Source organism: Agrobacterium vitis (assembly GCF_037039395.1).
In the GTDB taxonomy this organism is placed as follows: domain Bacteria; phylum Pseudomonadota; class Alphaproteobacteria; order Rhizobiales; family Rhizobiaceae; genus Allorhizobium; species Allorhizobium vitis_E.
Genome location: NZ_CP146242.1, coordinates 2901977 through 2918650, shown reverse-complemented (window position 1 = coordinate 2918650; position 16674 = coordinate 2901977). Strand labels below are relative to the sequence as shown.

16 protein-coding genes and 1 pseudogene are annotated in these 16674 nt (G+C 58.5%); 10 read left to right on the top strand and 7 right to left on the bottom strand.

Going from position 1 to position 16674, the window contains the following annotated elements; all coding sequences use genetic code 11:
* Positions 1-106 precede the first annotated feature (106 nt).
* From V6582_RS15995 to V6582_RS15970, 7 genes and pseudogenes are all read left to right on the top strand, one after another.
* The gene (locus V6582_RS15995; protein WP_156630880.1) at positions 107-1213 is read left to right on the top strand and encodes a branched-chain amino acid ABC transporter substrate-binding protein; all 1107 of its coding nucleotides are present in this window, start codon (positions 107-109) and stop codon (positions 1211-1213) included.
* A gap of 295 nt (positions 1214-1508) precedes the next feature.
* A complete protein-coding gene (locus V6582_RS15990; protein WP_156630879.1) occupies positions 1509-2381 on the top strand; it encodes an aldose 1-epimerase family protein in 873 nt (290 codons plus the stop codon).
* The gene (locus tag V6582_RS15985) at positions 2378-3040 is read left to right on the top strand and encodes a chloramphenicol phosphotransferase CPT family protein (protein ID WP_337739186.1); all 663 of its coding nucleotides are present in this window, start codon (positions 2378-2380) and stop codon (positions 3038-3040) included. Before V6582_RS15990 ends, V6582_RS15985 begins: the two co-directional genes overlap by 4 nt.
* Before the next feature lie 19 nt (positions 3041-3059).
* The gene (gene ade, locus V6582_RS15980; RefSeq protein ID WP_156630878.1) at positions 3060-4754 is read left to right on the top strand and encodes an adenine deaminase; all 1695 of its coding nucleotides are present in this window, start codon (positions 3060-3062) and stop codon (positions 4752-4754) included.
* A gap of 292 nt (positions 4755-5046) precedes the next feature.
* Positions 5047-5115 (top strand): annotated as a pseudogene (locus V6582_RS27580) (DUF4160 domain-containing protein); the annotation flags it as partial.
* Between the two features lie 41 nt (positions 5116-5156).
* A complete protein-coding gene (locus tag V6582_RS15975) occupies positions 5157-5291 on the top strand; it encodes a hypothetical protein (protein WP_349508958.1) in 135 nt (44 codons plus the stop codon).
* Complete coding sequence (locus V6582_RS15970) at positions 5272-5520, top strand: DUF2442 domain-containing protein (protein ID WP_070149037.1); 249 nt, start codon at positions 5272-5274, stop codon at positions 5518-5520. The genes V6582_RS15975 and V6582_RS15970 overlap by 20 nt, the downstream gene beginning before the upstream one ends.
* A gap of 20 nt (positions 5521-5540) precedes the next feature.
* On the opposite strand, the gene V6582_RS15965 is transcribed toward V6582_RS15970, so the two are convergent.
* Complete coding sequence (locus V6582_RS15965) at positions 5541-7208, bottom strand: alpha-glucosidase (protein ID WP_156630876.1); 1668 nt, start codon at positions 7206-7208, stop codon at positions 5541-5543.
* A gap of 273 nt (positions 7209-7481) precedes the next feature.
* On the opposite strand from V6582_RS15965, the gene V6582_RS15960 reads away from it, so the two are divergent.
* On the top strand, positions 7482-8549 hold the full coding sequence (locus tag V6582_RS15960; protein WP_234889594.1) for a glycosyltransferase family 4 protein: 1068 nt from the start codon (positions 7482-7484) through the stop codon (positions 8547-8549).
* A gap of 1 nt (position 8550) precedes the next feature.
* On the opposite strand, the gene der is transcribed toward V6582_RS15960, so the two are convergent.
* From der to V6582_RS15945, 3 genes are all read right to left on the bottom strand, one after another.
* Positions 8551-9975, bottom strand: coding sequence for a ribosome biogenesis GTPase Der (gene der / locus V6582_RS15955; protein WP_015916784.1), 1425 nt, complete (start codon positions 9973-9975; stop codon positions 8551-8553).
* Positions 9976-10130: 155 nt separating this feature from the next.
* Positions 10131-10802, bottom strand: coding sequence for a tetratricopeptide repeat protein (locus V6582_RS15950; protein ID WP_156630874.1), 672 nt, complete (start codon positions 10800-10802; stop codon positions 10131-10133).
* 122 nt (positions 10803-10924) lie between these two features.
* Positions 10925-11503, bottom strand: a complete 579-nt coding sequence (locus V6582_RS15945) for an NnrU family protein (RefSeq protein WP_156630873.1) — start codon at positions 11501-11503, stop codon at positions 10925-10927.
* 221 nt (positions 11504-11724) lie between these two features.
* Between V6582_RS15945 and V6582_RS15940 the strand changes: the two genes are divergently transcribed.
* Positions 11725-12783, top strand: a complete 1059-nt coding sequence (locus V6582_RS15940) for a polysaccharide deacetylase (protein ID WP_234889593.1) — start codon at positions 11725-11727, stop codon at positions 12781-12783.
* A 37-nt stretch (positions 12784-12820) separates the two neighbouring features.
* Here the strand turns inward: V6582_RS15940 and sbmA are convergent, their stop codons facing one another.
* Complete coding sequence (gene sbmA / locus V6582_RS15935) at positions 12821-14098, bottom strand: peptide antibiotic transporter SbmA (RefSeq protein ID WP_337739185.1); 1278 nt, start codon at positions 14096-14098, stop codon at positions 12821-12823.
* Between the two features lie 122 nt (positions 14099-14220).
* On the bottom strand, positions 14221-15417 hold the full coding sequence (locus tag V6582_RS15930) for a YbfB/YjiJ family MFS transporter (RefSeq protein ID WP_156630872.1): 1197 nt from the start codon (positions 15415-15417) through the stop codon (positions 14221-14223).
* A 198-nt stretch (positions 15418-15615) separates the two neighbouring features.
* Here V6582_RS15930 and V6582_RS15925 point away from each other — a divergent pair, with 198 nt between their 5' ends.
* On the top strand, positions 15616-15846 hold the full coding sequence (locus V6582_RS15925; RefSeq protein WP_070149030.1) for a hypothetical protein: 231 nt from the start codon (positions 15616-15618) through the stop codon (positions 15844-15846).
* Between the two features lie 51 nt (positions 15847-15897).
* Here V6582_RS15925 and map read toward each other — a convergent pair whose 3' ends face one another.
* Positions 15898-16647: a type I methionyl aminopeptidase gene (gene map, locus V6582_RS15920; protein WP_156630871.1), complete on the bottom strand. Its 750-nt coding sequence runs from the start codon at positions 16645-16647 to the stop codon at positions 15898-15900.
* Positions 16648-16674 lie beyond the last annotated feature (27 nt).

The following is a 16674-nucleotide window of genomic DNA, read 5'->3' as shown; positions in this document are numbered from 1 at the left end:
GTCAGGGTTTTCCGTTACATCCACAGTCAATGCGGGGAACGAAACAGAACAACCCGAAAGGCGTGCAAACCGGCATAGATCGGAGCGCCGACCCAAGGAGACGATTATGAAACTTCATCTTTTGGCCAGCGCTGCGCTAGCCGCGCTTATCGCCGCTGCCCCCGCAGCCCATGCCGATATTACCATTGGTCTGATGGCGCCGCTGACCGGGCCGTTGGCGGCCATTGGTGCGCAGATCAAGAACGGCACGGAAACGGCGATTGCCGATATCAATGCCAAGGGTGGCATCAAGGGCGAAAAGCTGGTGCTGAAGACCGCTGACGATGCGGGCGAGCCGAAGCAAGGCGTGTCCGCCGCCAACCAGCTGGTTGGTGAAGGTGTGCGTTTCGTGGTTGGCCCGGTGACGTCAGGCGTCGCCGTTCCGGCCTCCGACGTGCTGGCGGAAAACGGCGCGCTGATGGTCACCCCGACCGCCACGGCCCCCAGCCTGACCAAGCGCGGCTTGCCGACCGTGCTGCGCACCTGCGGGCGTGACGACCAGCAGGCCGATGTGGCGGCCAAATATGTGCTGGCCCATTTCAAGGACAAGAAAATCGCCATCCTCAATGACAAGGGCCAGTATGGTAAGGGTCTGGCGGATGCCTTCAAGGCCGCGCTCAATGCAGGCGGCGTCACTGAAGTGTTCAACGATTCGCTGACGGCAGGCGAAAAGGATTTCAGCGCGCTCGTCACCCGGTTGAAGTCGGCCAATGTCGAAGTGCTGTATTTTGGCGGTTATCATCCCGAAGCAGGCCTGCTGGTGCGCCAGATGAAGGATGCCGGGCTGAAAGCCGTGGTGGTGGCCGGCGATGGCCTATCCAACAGCGAATATACCACTGTCGGCGGCGACGCTGCCAATGGCACGCTGTTCACCAATGCCGCCGACGCGCTGAAAAACCCGGATTCCAAGGTTGCCGCCGATGCGCTGACCGCCAAGGGCATTCCGGCGGAAGCCTTCACGCTCAACGCCTACGCCGCCGTGCAGGTCATTGCCGCTGGCATCGAAAAGGTCGGCAGCGCCGAGGATGCCGAAGCTGTCGCCACCGCGATCAAATCCGGCGACCCGATCCCAACCGCCATCGGCAAGCTGACCTATGGCGAAACCGGCGACCTCACCTCGCAGAGCTTCTCCATGTACAAATGGGAAGGCGGCAAGACCGTCGCCGCTGAATAATTCAGCCATGACATGAGACGCGGGTGCCACCATCCGCGTCTTTTGCCGTTTATGTGCCATGAAGAGCGGGTAAAATGCGTTACAATGGCAGCAAGAACAATCCGTAATGCAGACGACAGTTGCGGCTCCTGCGTTCTTCTCCCCTGCGGGGAGAAGGTGGCGGCAGAGGCAAGAGGAGGCGAAGCAATTCCGCTCAGCTCCATGCATTGTACCCTCTGACCATTCAGGTATTCACATTGTAACTATATAGAGATCAACGACCGCCTGACTATTCCAGCCCAAGAGAGAGATGCCCATGCCTACACTGACTGAGATCGGCAATGACCAGCTTACTGTGCAGATCTCCTCGCTTGGCGCGGAAATGCAGGCCCTCACCGTAAAAAAAGATGGCAACCCCCTACTCTGGCATGGTGATGCGGCCTATTGGGGCGGGCGTTCGCCCGTTCTGTTTCCGATTGTCGGCAAGGCTAAGGACGATACGCTGCTGATCAATGGCAAGCCCTATTCCATGGCGCAACACGGCATTGCCCGACGCCGCGAATTTTCGCTGCTGGAAGCTGGAGCCGATTTCTGTCGCCACGAACTGACGGCCAATGATGAGACCAAAGCGGTCTATCCCTTCGATTTTTCGCTGGTGCTGGAATACCGGCTGAATGGTGCTGCCCTGACGGTGTCCGCCACGGTCAGCAATCGCGGCGACACGCCCATGCCCTATGGCCTCGGCTTCCATCCGGCTTTTCTCTGGCCCTTGCCGGGGGCGGATGGCAAGCCACACACGATCACGCTGGAAAATGGCGCCGAGCCTGCCCTGTTACGGTTGGGTGGCGGCTTGCTGGCCGAAGAAGCCCGCCCCTCACCCTTCCATGCCGGACGGCTGGTGCTGGACAAGAGCCAGTTCGAGGAAGACGCGATGATCTTTCCCGAAGGGACTGGGACGGAATTGACCTATGGCGCCAAGGATGCGGCCAGCCTGCATTTCCGCTTTGAAAACCTGCCCAATCTGGCGCTCTGGCAAAAGCCCGGCGCGCCCTTCATCTGCATCGAGCCCTGGCACGGCATGGCCGCCCGCCATGGCAAGAGCAGCGAACTGGTGGAACGGCCCTATACCGTCACACTCGCCCCCGGCGATAGCACCCGCCACGGCTTTACCGTGACCGTCGAGGCGTGAGGCTGGACACGATACGGGAGATCGGTTCTGCGGGACAGATCCTGATCCTGAACGGGGCGCCGCGTTCCGGTAAATCCAGCATCGCAAAGGTAGTGCTGGACAGCTTTCCGGGTCTCTGGGTCAATCTTGGCGTTGATGCACAGATGGCAACGCTCAGCGAAAGGCACAGGCCCGGCATCGGCTTGCGGCCCGGCGGCGAGCACCCGGAAAAAGAAGCTTTGGTTCAGCAACTCTACAGCGCCCTGCATGAAACGATTGCTGCCCATAGCCGGCTGGGCATCAATGTGGTGGTCGATGCAGGTTATCACGATGGCTATTCGCGGCCTCTGCATATCCTGGATGATTGCGCCAGACGGCTGGCTGGCCTGCCGGCGCTGTTCATCGGCGTCCATTGCGCGCTGGCGACGATCATGGCGCGGCGGGCCGCATCCGCGTCGAATGGTGCGATAACCTATCTACAGGGCTCAGCGGACGATCCGGTGCCGGACCCCGTACAACGCTGGCAAATGGCTGTGCATGAGCATGGCACCTATGATTTGCAAGTCGATACCACAGACAAGACGCCTGAAGAGTGTGCTAGAGAGATTTTGACATTGCTGGGGAAGGATCGCCCACAGCCCAGCTTTTTCGAGCGGCGTTTGACGCTCATCCAGACCTGAGACCGAAGGAGCCACATCCATGAGCCCATTGGAACGCCGCATCGACCAGGGCGTCGGCCGCGAAACCGCTGATATCGTGCTGAAAGGCGGCCGGTTTTTCGATCTCGTTACCGGCGAATTGGTGGAAAGCGATATTGCCATCTGCGGCGATACCATTGTCGGCACCTGCGGGGCCTATCAGGGCCGTGAGGAAATCGACATATCCGGCAAGATCGTCGTGCCGGGCTTTATCGACACGCATCTGCATATCGAAAGCTCGCTGGTCACACCGCATGAATTCGACCGCTGCGTGCTGCCTTACGGAGTAACGACTGTCATATGCGATCCCCATGAAATCGCCAATGTGCTGGGGACTGAGGGCATCGAGTTCTTCCTGGAATCGGCGCTGGAAACCATCATGGATATCCGCGTGCAGCTTTCCTCCTGCGTGCCCGCGACCCATCTGGAAACCTCGGGCGCCGACCTGCCCATCGAGCGGCTTTTGCCATTCCGCGACCATCCGAAGGTGATCGGCCTTGCCGAATTCATGAATTTCCCCGGGGTCATCCACAAGGACCCGATCTGCATGGCCAAGCTGGAAGCCTTTCAGGGCGGCCATATCGATGGCCATGCGCCGCTTTTGCGCGGCAACGATCTGAACGGCTATCTTTCGGCGGGCATCCGCACCGAGCATGAGTGCACCACGGCGGAAGAAGCGCTGGAGAAGATCCGCAAGGGCATGCATATTCTGGTGCGCGAAGGCTCGGTTTCCAAGGATTTGCACGCCCTGATGCCAATCATAACCGAGCGGCTCTCGCCCTTTCTGGCGCTCTGCACCGATGACCGCAACCCGCTTGATATCGCCGAGCAAGGCCATCTGGATTACATGATCCGCACCGCCATAGCCCATGGTGTGGAGCCGCTGGCCATCTACCGCGCCGCCTCCATTTCGGCGGCCCGCGCCTTTGGCCTGCGGGATCGCGGCCTGGTTGCCCCCGGCTGGCGGGCCGATCTGGTGGTGGTGGACAGTTTGGAAAACTGCAAGGCCGAGACCGTGTTTGCGGCCGGTCGCCGTGTCACCGACGCTTTGTTTGCCACCCGCAAGCCGGTGGCCCCGGTTGGCCTCGACAGCGTCAAGGCCAGGATCGTCAAGTCGGCTGATTTTGCCGTGCCTGTCAGTGACGGCGAAGTGCCTGTCATGGGCGTATTGCCGGGCAAGATCATCACCGAATATCGCCGCTACCGCCTGCCCGCCTCCGGCAACCAGACCAGTGTCGATCTCGATCGCGACATCATCAAGGTCGCGGTCATCGAGCGTCACGGCAAGAACGGCAATCACGCCAATGGCTTCGTGCAGGGCTTCGGCCTGAAAAAGGGCGCCATCGCCTCCACCGTCGGCCATGACAGCCACAATATCTGCGTGGTCGGTGTCTCCGAAGACGACATGACCATGGCCGCCAACCGCCTCTCGGATATCAAGGGCGGCTTCGTGGTGGTAGAAGACGGCAAGGTGACCGGCGAAATCCCCCTGCCCGTCGCGGGTCTGATGAGCCTTGAGCCGTTCGAGAGCGTGCGCGACACACTCCATGAGCTGCGCAAGGCGGCTTACGCGCTTGGCACCACTTTGCAGGAGCCGTTTTTGCAGGTCGCCTTCCTGCCGCTGCCGGTCATCCCGCATTTGAAGATTTCCGACAAGGGCATGGTGGATGTCGATAAGTTCATGCTGATTGGGTGAGATTGCAGATTTAAGAGTGTTAAAAATTCTGCTTGGAGGAAAGTTAAGCACGTGCAAAAAGTCAGCTTATCTGTGGATAAACGTATAAATCAAAAGCCCGCCACGCCGCTCTCATCAATATAGCAATGAGATCAAACAGCCAAAAAAACAACTAGCATATTGTTTTTACGATATTTTCCTGAGAGACAAAGCTAGAAACCATGCATTGGCCGCTCAAAAAAAGCTAATTCGCCTGAACACACTCAAATCCACCCTAAAATTGACAGGTTAGTTGATTCACAGGGAAACAACAATGCCCATCCTGTTACGCCACGGCCCATACAAATTCTTCTTTTACTCGAATGAAGGCAATCCCCGAGAGCCAATCCACGTCCATGTGCGCAGCGCTCGGGGGAAGCCAAAATCTGGCTGGAACCAACCATCGGACTGTCCGAGAGCTTCGGGTTCAACAGTCGGGAATTATCTGCTATTATCAAGATCGTCATAGACAACCGTACGGCATTTACGAGGGCTTGGCGTGAATATTTCGGCAACTGATGTCCGCTTCGATGACGATAGCATGTGGGTTTCGCTTAGCGATGGCCGGGTGCTGGGCATTCCGCTTGCCTGGTTTCCGCGCCTGCTTACGGCCTCGGCGGAGCAGCGAAATCAGTTCGAATTGAGCATATCCGGCATTCATTGGGACGATCTGGACGAAGATATTTCCATTGCTGGCCTTATTGAAGGCCGAGGCGACCAGACAAGAAGCCCGGTTGCCGCTGAGTAGCCTTCGCTTGATCGCGCACCTCACACCCGCGCGCAAAAACCGTCCAGCGCATCGAGCGTAATCACGCCCTTTTCAAACGTGCTGCGGGCCTCCGGCAGAGCGATGACGTCTTTCACCATCATATGCTCGGGCAGCCGGACTTCCTGCGGACCGCGACGCATGTTGAAGACGAACAGCAGCTTGTCGCCGTTCTGCTCCCTCAGAAAGGCCAGTACATCCTCGTTAATGTCGAGGAAGGACATTGACCCATCGCGCAGGGCCGGATGGGCTTTGCGGAAGGCGAGCATGTTGCGGTAATGGTTGAGCACCGAGCTCTTATCTTTATCCTGGGCGTCCACCGACAGAGCCTGCTGCTCCGGCTGAACCGGCAGCCATGGCTTGCCGCTGGTAAAACCGGCCTCTGCCTTGGCTTTTTCCCAGACCATCGGCGTGCGGCATCCGTCGCGGCCCTTGAATGCGGGCCAGAAGCGGATGCCATAGGGATCGCGCAGGTCCTCAAAGGCAAGATCGGCCTCCGGCAGGCCGAGTTCCTCGCCTTGATAAAGGCAGATCGAGCCGCGCATGCTGGCAAGAATGCTGATGGCAAGCTTGGCCACCTGCGGCATCTCTTCCGGCCCCTGGGCAAAGCGCGAGACATGGCGCACCACGTCATGGTTGGAAAAGGCCCAGCACACCCAGCCATCCCTAACCATGGACTGGAAGGAGGTGACACAATCGCGAATATGCGACGGCGTGAAATGCGGCCCCAGCAGATCGAATGTGTAGCACATATGCAGCTTGTCGCCGCCACTGGTATAGGCGGCCACGGTTTTCAACGACCGCGCGCCATCGCCAACCTCGCCGACCGTGGTGCGGTCTTGATATTCATCCAGCAGCGCCCGCAGTTTTTGCAGGAAGCCGATATTTTCCGGCTGGGTCTTGTCGTGCAGATGTTCCTGCATGCCATAGGGATTGACATCCGGCGCATCGAGCCCGGCATCGCCGCTGTCTGGGGCATGGGGCGGGTTGTTGCGCAATTCCTTGTCGTGAAAATAATAGTTCACGGTATCCAGCCGGAACCCATCCACGCCGCGCTCCAGCCAGAAACGGGTGGCGTCCAGCACCGCCTGCTGCACCTGCGGATTGTGGAAATTCAAATCCGGCTGGGAGCCCAGAAAATTATGCATGTAATATTGCTTGCGCACCCCATCCCATTCCCAGGCCGGGCCGCCGAACACCGATAGCCAATTGCTCGGTGCGGTGCCATCCGGCTTGGCATTGGCCCAGACATACCAGTCAGCCTTGGGATTGTTGCGGCTGGAGCGGCTCTCAATGAACCAGGGGTGCTGGTCGGATGTATGGGAAATTACCTGGTCGATAATCACTTTCAGGCCGAGATCATGGGCCTCCTTCATCATCTCGTCGAAATCGGCAAGCGTGCCGAACATCGGATCGACATCGCAATAGTCCGAGACGTCATAGCCCATGTCAGCCATGGGCGAGGTGAAGAACGGCGACAGCCAGATGGCATCGACACCGAGCGAGGCGATATAGGGCAAGCGCTGGGTTATGCCCTTGATGTCGCCGATGCCATCGCCTGTCGTATCCTGAAACGAGCGTGGATAGACCTGATAGATAACCGCGCCGCGCCACCAATCACTCACTGCGTTCACTGTGGTTTTGCTGGCACGATCGGTCTTGGTCGGCATATGGCCCATCCTCTGCTCAAAAAATTCGGCACTTCAAGACTATAGGGCTCAATGCCGCGATGACCAGTGGCGATGGTCAAGTCAGGCGATCAATCCACCTTCATTCCTTTGTTACAATGCTGGCCCATAAGCCAAAGGACAGTGGCGGGGGCTTCTGCGTGATTCCCCGGCGAAACGGCACCCGATAGCAGGCTGCCGTTTCGCCGGGGGAGCATTTCAAGCGGGATGACGCCACCTGTCCGTGAAGCCGCATCGGATCGAGGAGCACGCGCGATGAGATTGACGATCGTGACCGATGCCTGGCATCCGCAGGTGAATGGCGTGGTGCGCTCCATTGAAAACACCAATGCCGAACTGACCAGGATGGGCGTTGACGTCACCATGGTCACCCCGGCGGACTATCGCAGCCTGCCCATGCCGACCTACCCGGAAATCCGCCTGTCGCTGGCCAGCCCCTGGCGGATTGCCGCCGCGATCAAGCAGAGCCGCCCGGACCTGATCCATATCGCCACCGAAGGGCCGCTGGGTCTCTTGGCGCGGCGCTGGTGCCTGAGCCAGGGCCTCGCCTTTTCCACCAGCTATCACACCCGGTTTCCCGAATATGTCGCCGCCCGCCTGCCATTGCCGCTTTCGCTGCTCTATGCCTATGTGCGCTGGTTTCACCGCGCTGGCGGCGCCTGCATGGTGGCGACAGAAAGCCTGAAACGAGAGCTGGAAGACCGCAAGATCGGCAATTTGCGGCTCTGGAGCCGGGGAATCGATACCGAACTGTTCCACCCGCAGCCGCTTGAGGCAAACCCCTTTGGCCTGCCCCGCCCGATCTTCATGACGGTTGGCCGGGTCGCGGTGGAGAAAAACCTGCCGGCCTTTCTCGATCTCGACCTGCCGGGTTCGAAAGTGGTGGTGGGCGATGGCCCGGCCCGCGCCGAATTGGCGGAACGCTATCCGGACGTGCTGTTTACCGGCGTCAAATTCGGCGCCGAGCTGGCAAGCGCCTATGCGCAGGCCGATGTTTTCGTGTTTCCTTCGAAAACCGACACGTTTGGCAATACGATCTTGGAAGCATTGGCCTGCGGCGTGCCCGTGGCAGGCTTTCCCGTCACCGGACCGATCGACATCATCTCTGATCCCAAGGCTGGCGCGCTCAATGACGAGCTGAAAGCCGCCTGCCTTGAAGCGCTCGCCTGCTCTCGCAGCCAGGCCAGAGCCTTGGCGGAAACCTATTCCTGGGCGTCTGCTACCCGCCAGTTTCTCGACAATGTCATCGAGGCCAAGACGCAGGGGCGCAGACGGATGCTGATGCGGCGGAAGAAGACAATCAACCAAGCCTTGGAAAGTTGAATCAGCGCCTTTTCCGCTTATTCTCAAACGGATTTTCCGACGCCTTCAAATGAATGCGGATCGGCACGCCCGGCATATTGAAATCGGCGCGCAAACCGTTGGTGAGGTAGCGGATATAGCTTTCCGGCACGGAATCGGGCCTGGTGCAGGAAATCATGAAGGCGGGCGGGCGGGCCTTGACCTGCGTCATGTATTTCAGCTTCAACCGGCGACCGGAAACCGCCGGTGGCGGATGCTGGGTCTGGACACTGTCCAGCCAGCGATTGAGCTTGGCGGTCGAGATCCGCTTGTTCCACACCATGTCGGTGTCGATGATCGACTGCATCAGCTTTTCAAGGCCGTAGCCGGTCTGGCCAGCCATAGGAACGGCGCGAATGCCGCGCGCCTGTGGCAGGAGCCGTTCGGTCTTTTCGCGCAACTCGGCCAACACCGCCTGCGGATCTTCCACCAGATCCCATTTGTTGAATGCGAGCACAGCGGCGCGGCCTTCGCGCAGCACCAGATCGACGATCTGGATATCCTGCTTTTCAAAGGGAATGGTGGCGTCGAAGACGATGACAACGGTTTCGGCAAAGCGAATGGCGCGCAACGTGTCGGCCACCGACAGCTTTTCCAGCTTCTCGATCACCCGCGCCTTGCGGCGCATGCCCGCCGTGTCGAACATCTTGATGGTGCGGCCACGCCAATCCCATTCCACCGAAATCGAATCGCGGGTAATCCCGGCCTCCGGGCCGGTCAGCAACCGGTCCTCACCGAGGAAGCGATTGATCAGCGTTGATTTTCCGGCATTCGGGCGTCCGACAATGGCAACCCGCAGCGGCTTGGTATCGTCATAGGCCAGATCTTCCTCGTCATCCTCACCCTCGACGGTGGGCCTAAGGACGATATCGGTCTCGGCCACGTCGTCATCGTCTTCGGGAAAGGCGCGGTCAACGCCGATAGCCTCGACAATGGCGTCGCGCAGATCGATCATCCCCTGGCCGTGCTCGGCGGAAATCGGTACGGGTTCGCCAAGGCCAAGCGTGAAGGCATCGTAAAAGCCGCCATCCGAGCCACGGGCTTCGGACTTGTTGGCCACCAGCACGACCGGCTTGCCGCGCTTGCGCAGCATATCGGCCAGCGCCTTGTCCACATGGGTCAGGCCCATTTTCGCATCGACCACGAACAGCGACAGATCGGCCTCATCGATGGCGATTTCGGTCTGGGCGCGCATCCGGCCTTCCAGCGTGTCGGCGCCAGCCTCTTCCAGACCGGCGGTATCGACGATGTGGAAGCGCAGGTCCACCAGCTTGGCCTCACCGGGCCGCCGGTCGCGGGTTACGCCCGGCGTGTCATCGACAAGCGCCAGTTTCTTGCCGACCAGACGGTTGAACAAGGTGGATTTGCCGACATTGGGACGTCCGACGATGGCGACGGTAAAGCTCATGATAATTTGGTATCCGGTTATATCCAGCCCGTCTTCAAGCGGACTTTAAAACAGTAGCGCATCGGAGCGAAACCTGTGAAGCGGTTTTCGATCCGATGCGTGAGAGCATGTCGGGCGACAGCGCAACAACGTTGCGCAGTAGCCCGTTGAAAGTGTCAGGACGCCTTGCCGGCGGCAGCGATGTTGTCCAGCATGATCTGGGCGCGGTTGGCCACGTTGCGCGGTGCCTCGCTGTCCTCGGTAATCTGCTGGAACCATTCGCGGGCGCGTTCCATCTGGCCAGCCTTGTAGGCGGCAAGACCGAGCGCCTCACGGGCGGAATGGCGAAGGCCCTGGCCGGGCACTGCCAGCGCTTCGACCTCAGTGGACACCTGTTCATAGGTGCCGTTGTCGATCAGCAGCCAGGCGGCGCGGATATGGGCGACATCGCGGATCACTTGCGGAACGCTGTTATCCTTGCCGATGGCGGTAAAGGCATCGATCGCCGCCTTGGCATCGCCCTTCTCCGCCATAAGAGAGGCCGCCCGAAGCTTCGCCAGTACCGGATAGGCGCCGAACCCGTCTTTTTCCAGGGCTTGCAGATCGCTCAGTGCCTGATCATTCTTGCCATCTGTCGCCAGCCTGGTCGCCGCTAAGAAGCGGTCGCCGGACTTGGAGGAACGGTCGTCCGTGTAATAATCATAAAGCCGGTATCCGGCGGTGCCCACCACGATCAGCACGGCAATGCCAATGAACACTGGCCCCAGACGCCGCCAGAAACGGCGCATCTGTTCGGAGCGAAGCTCGTCATTGACTTCGCGGATAAAGCTGTCGTTCTGATTTGCCATTACATTGTCCGGATATCTGGGCCTGTCGAATACATAACAAGATGCAGGGCCTTCTACCCGATTTTTGCGCCGATGTAAGGGGGAGAAGGGCAAAACACCCATCTCCCCATCAAAAAGCGCGATTACATTGGCAATGGCGACACGCCAATCAGCACTTCATGCAGCTTGAGAAGGATAGTGACATAGGCGACCAGACCGATGACCACGGCATAGACATCGTATTTGGCCGACACGAAAGGTGCGCGCACCAGCAGTCCCGCCCGCTCCCGGCGCTTCAAGGAGATCCGCAGGACGACGCCCCAGGCCAGCAACCAGCCGAACAGCAGGATCGAGCGCAGATCGCCATTCGACAGCAAATGCGCCAGCGCCCAGATTTTCACCGAGAGAACCATGGGATGCTTGGTTTTTGCAGCGATATGGCCAGCCGGGAGAAGGCTGGCCACCAGACAGATCATCGCGATGACCATCAGGGTCAGCGTCATATGAGTCATGCCAGCCGGTGGAAACCAGACATTGACGATTGGCGCGATACTGTAGCCATAGGCAATAATGGCAATGCCCAGCAGAGACAGGACTGAAAACAGCGACTTCCAGCCGTTCAGGCTGAGGCGGGCCACCATGGAATCGCGAAAGCCCGGCGCAATCGTCCGGGTGAGATGCACCAATGTGAAAAACAACAGACCGAGAATAAGGACAGACATAAAAATCCCCCGCGAATGAAAGACCATAGAGATAGCCGGTCGGCCTGCTCTTGACCAGCCTGCATAATTTGGGGGGAACGACCGTAAACGCCAGACGATTGGGGCGAACGATACAGCCATGACCATCAAAGCTTCGCCGCATTTGCCCGGCAAGCAGCGGACCCGCTCTAGGTTTTTTTCGCATCGTATTGTCCGAAAACCGGTTTCCACTTTTCGGTGCGATGCTCTGTTCACACAAGGTTATTCATTTGGTCCCGCCCCGCCCGCTTTTCTCATCATCGCTGCGAACCCTGCTGGCCGCATTGTGTGTGCCGGGCATCGCCTTTGCTCAGGATGCAGTGAAAACTCCGCAAAAGCCGAAGCAATTGCTGCTGATTTCCTTCGATGGTGCCGCCGATAACAGGCTTTGGGAGCGCAGCGGCGAGATCGCCAGCCGGGCCAATGCCCATTTCACCTATTTTCTTTCGTGCACGACGCTGATTGCCCGAGGGCCAGCCTCGAAAGCCTATCAGGCCCCGCAGCAAAAGCCCGGCAAGTCCAATGTCGGCTTTGCCCCTGACGAGGCCGATGCCGCGGCAAGACTTCAGCACATCTGGACCGCGCATCTCGCCGGGCATGATATTTCCAGCCATGCCTGCGGCCATTTCGACGGCAAGGACTGGAGCAAGGCAGACTGGCTGAGCGAATTCTCTACGGTAAAAACCGTGATGGCCAGGGCCTGGAAACAGAATGGCGTGGCTGACAAGGAACCGGAAGGCTGGCAGGAGTTCGTCAAGACCGGCATCAAAGGGTTTCGCGCACCCTACCTCTCCACCAGCAAAGGCATGGTGGAGGCCGAAAAACAGGCTGGTTTTCTCTATGACGCCAGCCTCGTCACCAAAGGACCACAAGAGCCCGAACAGGACGGCAATCTCACCCGCTTTGGCCTGCCACTGATCCCGGAAGGACCGGGCAACCGCCCGATCATCGGCATGGATTACAACATATTCGTGCGCCATTCGGCGGGCTTCGACAATCCGTCGAAAAGCGCCGAATTTGAGGACCGCACCTATCAGGCGTTCAAAACCGCCTTCGAGGCGCAGTATAACGGCGACCGCAAACCCGTGCAGTTCGGCTTCCACTTCGTGTTGATGAACGGCGCCGCCTATTGGCGGGCAATGGAGCGACTGGTGACGGATGTCTGCCACAGAGACGATGTCGCCTGCGTCAGCTATTCGGAAGCTGTGGCGATATTGGAAAAACAGAACGGCCGGAAAAATCCGGCCGGGTCTTCGTTTTAGGTGCCGAGTCTTCGTTTTAGGTGAAAGCCACCCTTAATCAGTAGGGCTTATCAGCCGCAATCTCGCCGTCGATTTCTTCCCGCGCCAGATAGCGCTGGTCGATATCCGGCAACGGTTGATCGTCAATGGCCGCCTCAAACGCTTTCAGGCGCTTATGGATCGAGAGCAGTTCGATGATCGTGGTCCAGGAGGTCACGAGATATTGGAAGGAATTGCTAACCTGTCCAAAGGCTGTGAGGATCTGCTGAAAGATGCCGTAGGTAATCTTGCCGGCGACGATGGTCGGCACCAATATGAAAGTCAAAAACAACGCATCCGCCTGAAGATAAAAATATCTAGCAACGTTGAAATAGAGATAATGGAAATACATTCTGAAATAATTCTTCCGAACATTTCCGAACAGTTCTTTCACGGTTATAGGCTGAGCGCGATCTTCGTGGTCTTCACCATAAACAAGTTCTTTACGATAGGCGGCTTCGACGCGCTGATTGCGGAAATTTAGCCCTGGAAGCTTAATGCCAACGACGGCTAGCAAAACGGTACCGAAGGCCGACCAGAACAAAGCGAGCCAAAAGAGCGCATGCGGAATTTCGCCTATGACAGGCAGTTCGCCCACGTATGACGACAAAGAAAACAGGATTGGCAGGAAAACAACCAGCGTCATGACCGAATTGACAAGGCTTATGCCAAGGCCTTCGAGTGTCGAGGAAAACCGCATGGTATCTTCCTGAACACGCTGCGAAGCACCCTCGATATGGCGCAGTTTCTCCCACTTCGACATGTAGAAATTGTTCATCGCCGTGCGCCAGCGGAAAATATAATGGCTAGTGAAGAAGTCCGACAGGATCGACACGAACATGCTGAGAAAGGCAATCTGCACGAAAATGATCTGCAGATTGTAGAAATCCCATATTGTTATGCCTGGCTTTTGCGCGAGCGCATTTTGCAGCAAGTCGCCGAAAGGGCGGCGATAATTATTGATAACTACGGAAATCTGCACGCCGAAATAGGTAACAACGATGATCAGCATGGAACCCCATATCGACCAGAGCTTCCATTCGTGATCTCTGGCAATAATGCTCCAGACCGCGCCGAACACGCCGAGACACAGCAGGAAATAGCCGTAGAACCATAGATTTTCCGGCATCAGGAAATAGGTCAGGTCATAGGGTTCCGCCGTGCCTTCCGGCGACACAAAACCGAGACTGCCTCCCAGTCCCTCAGCGAATAGATACCAGCCGAAGATCGCAACAAGCGTCCAGACGAGAGCCGAAGTGAAGAACAATTTCGGCTTGGGGAAGAATGAGTGAAACACGGGGTCTCGCTTTCCTGAAGATATGGTCGTGGCCGTCTTTAGCGCGGCAAACTATGCCAGAAGCCGCAGTGCAGCAATGGTGGGAATACCACCTTAACGATTTGTAATCGCTGCAAAGGTCTTCAGACCGTCTTTCTCCACAGGCTTGCGGCCAGAATGAGGCTGACCAGCAATACAGCACCTGCAACAAGGCTTGGCAGCGCGAAGCTGCCGCTGATGGCGGCAAGCCAGCCGGCGACCAGAGGCCCGACCGTCTGCCCTACGCCGAAGGCCGCCGTCATGATCGACAGGGCCTTGCGGGAACTGGCTGGGGCAAGGGTTCTTGCCAGCCGCAGACCATAGGCGGTGATCGTCATGAAGGTTAAGCCGAGAAGAGCCGCTCCCACTAGCGGGGCAGCCGTGCCCGGCAATCCGACTGACGCAAAAACCCCAATGGCCGCCAGAAGCAGGGCAAGGCTGTAGGCGCCCGCCAGTCCAAGCCTGTCCAGCACCGGACGCCAGACGAAAAGCGAGCCAGCCGCCATGATCCCCGCCAGAAACCAGGCCAGAAATTCCGCAGCCGGTCCCGCATTGGCCATGCGGGCCATGGTGACGATGAAGGTGGCCGTCACCACATAGCCGAAGCCGAACAGGCCATAGGAGGCAAACAACAAAAGAAACGGCCTGCCCCAGGAAAGCGGAGGCTCCTGCTCGGCCCTCACCCCGGTTTTGCGCACCCGTGGCAACAGCAGGCTGACAACCAGGAAGACAACAAAGGTCAGCGCCGCCCCGACCAGCCAGTCCAGCCGCCACCCGGCAACCGTCGATGTGCCAGAGAGGTGCGGCAAGGCATAGACCAAGAGGGAAGACGCCGCGATACCCAGGCCTACCCCGCCAAAATGGGTGGATTGGGCATATTCCCCACCATGATTGCTGGCATGAGTGCTGATATGGGCAAGCACGATGGAACTCGTGAAGATCATCGCGAAGGCACTGGCCGCGCCTGATAGAAAGCGAATGAGCATGAACACGCCGACATGCTGCGTCAGCGCCATGGCGGCCAGAAGCAGGCTGGTTGCCAAAAGCGAAGACAACCCAATCAACCTTTCGCGCCCCGCCGCCCAACCCTGGCCAGCAAGCACGGCCCCGAGGAGATAGCCGAGGAAATTCGCCGCCGCGATCAGGCCCGCATCGGCGGGTAGGAGATGAAGATCTGCCATCATCCCCGGCAGAATGGGGGTGAAGGAAAACCGGCCAAAACCCATGGCCGCAGCCAAGGACAGCGCACCCGCAAGAGCGGTGAATGGGGGATTGGCATGTCTGGGCGGCGTGATCCTCATGGGCTGCTTATCGCACCGCCGATTTGGCCCCACAAACCAAAAATACTGATTGAGCGCTCAAAGGAAATAGAGGCTTCCGGTTTTCCCGCCATCCTAAAAAACGCCCGGTCGTGCTTCAAGCCCACAGTTTCTTATCGCTGAAGCTTGCCGAAACCGCAAAAATCGCTAGTGGAGGGAGAAAATTCCAAGGAGTGCATCATGAGCGACCTCAGCCTGCAACAGGCCATCGACAATATCTACACCTCGATCAACAATGATAACGAGGAGATCGATGTGCATATCGCCGCTCTCAAGGCCGCCATGGCCCGCGAAGGCGCCAAGGAAGCGGTGTTCGAGACCACAAAGCTTGCACAGCCGAATCGTCAGGGCCGCAAGATCATGCAGGCCTATTTCAAGAAAAAGGGTGTCGCTGTCAGCTTTGCGAGCTGAGGCCAGTCCGCTTAAATGGACGACGAAAAGTCATTGAAATGACTTTTCGTATTACTCCACCATCGTCAGGATCAGCGGCCCGTTGCGGGTTGCCACCACGGTGTGCTCGAACTGCACGGTGGGCGCTTTCGGGTCGCTGTAGAGCGTCCAGGGGTCATCGCCGTCCTCGGCCCATTGACCGCCCAGCGACAGGAAAGGCTCGATGGTGAAGACCTGGCCTTCCTGCATGATTCTTGTTTCATCCGGGTCGGCCCAGGTGGAAAGTTCGCGCGGTTCCTCATGCAATTCGCGGCCAATGCCGTGGCTGGCAAGGTTGGCAATCAGCGTATAGCGGTTCTTGGCGGCGAAGGCGCCGATGGCATTGCCGATACTGGCAAAAGGCGCGCCGGTCTTGACCTGGGTGACGCCGAGAAACAGCGCCCGCTTGCCGTCACGCAGCAGTTTTTCGATCTTCGGCTTGCCCGGCGGGACGATGAAGGATGAGCCGGTATCGCCGAAAAATCCGTTCTTGACGCCGGAAACGTCGATATTGACGAGATCGCCCCGAGCAATCACCCGGTCACCCGGAATGCCATGGGCCACTTCCTCATTGACGCTGATGCAGGTGGCGCCGGGAAACTGATAGCAGAACTCCGGTGCCGATTGCGCGCCATTGTCTTCCAGCACCTTGCGGCCGATCAGGTCCAGCTCACGGGTGGTAATACCCGGCTCCAGCGCGGCACCCATGGTTTTCACCGCCAGCGCGCAGAGAATGCCAATCTCCTTCAGGTGCTGGAGTTCCTCGTCGCTGGAGATGATCATTCTGGGACTTTCATGAGCGTTTGCAGG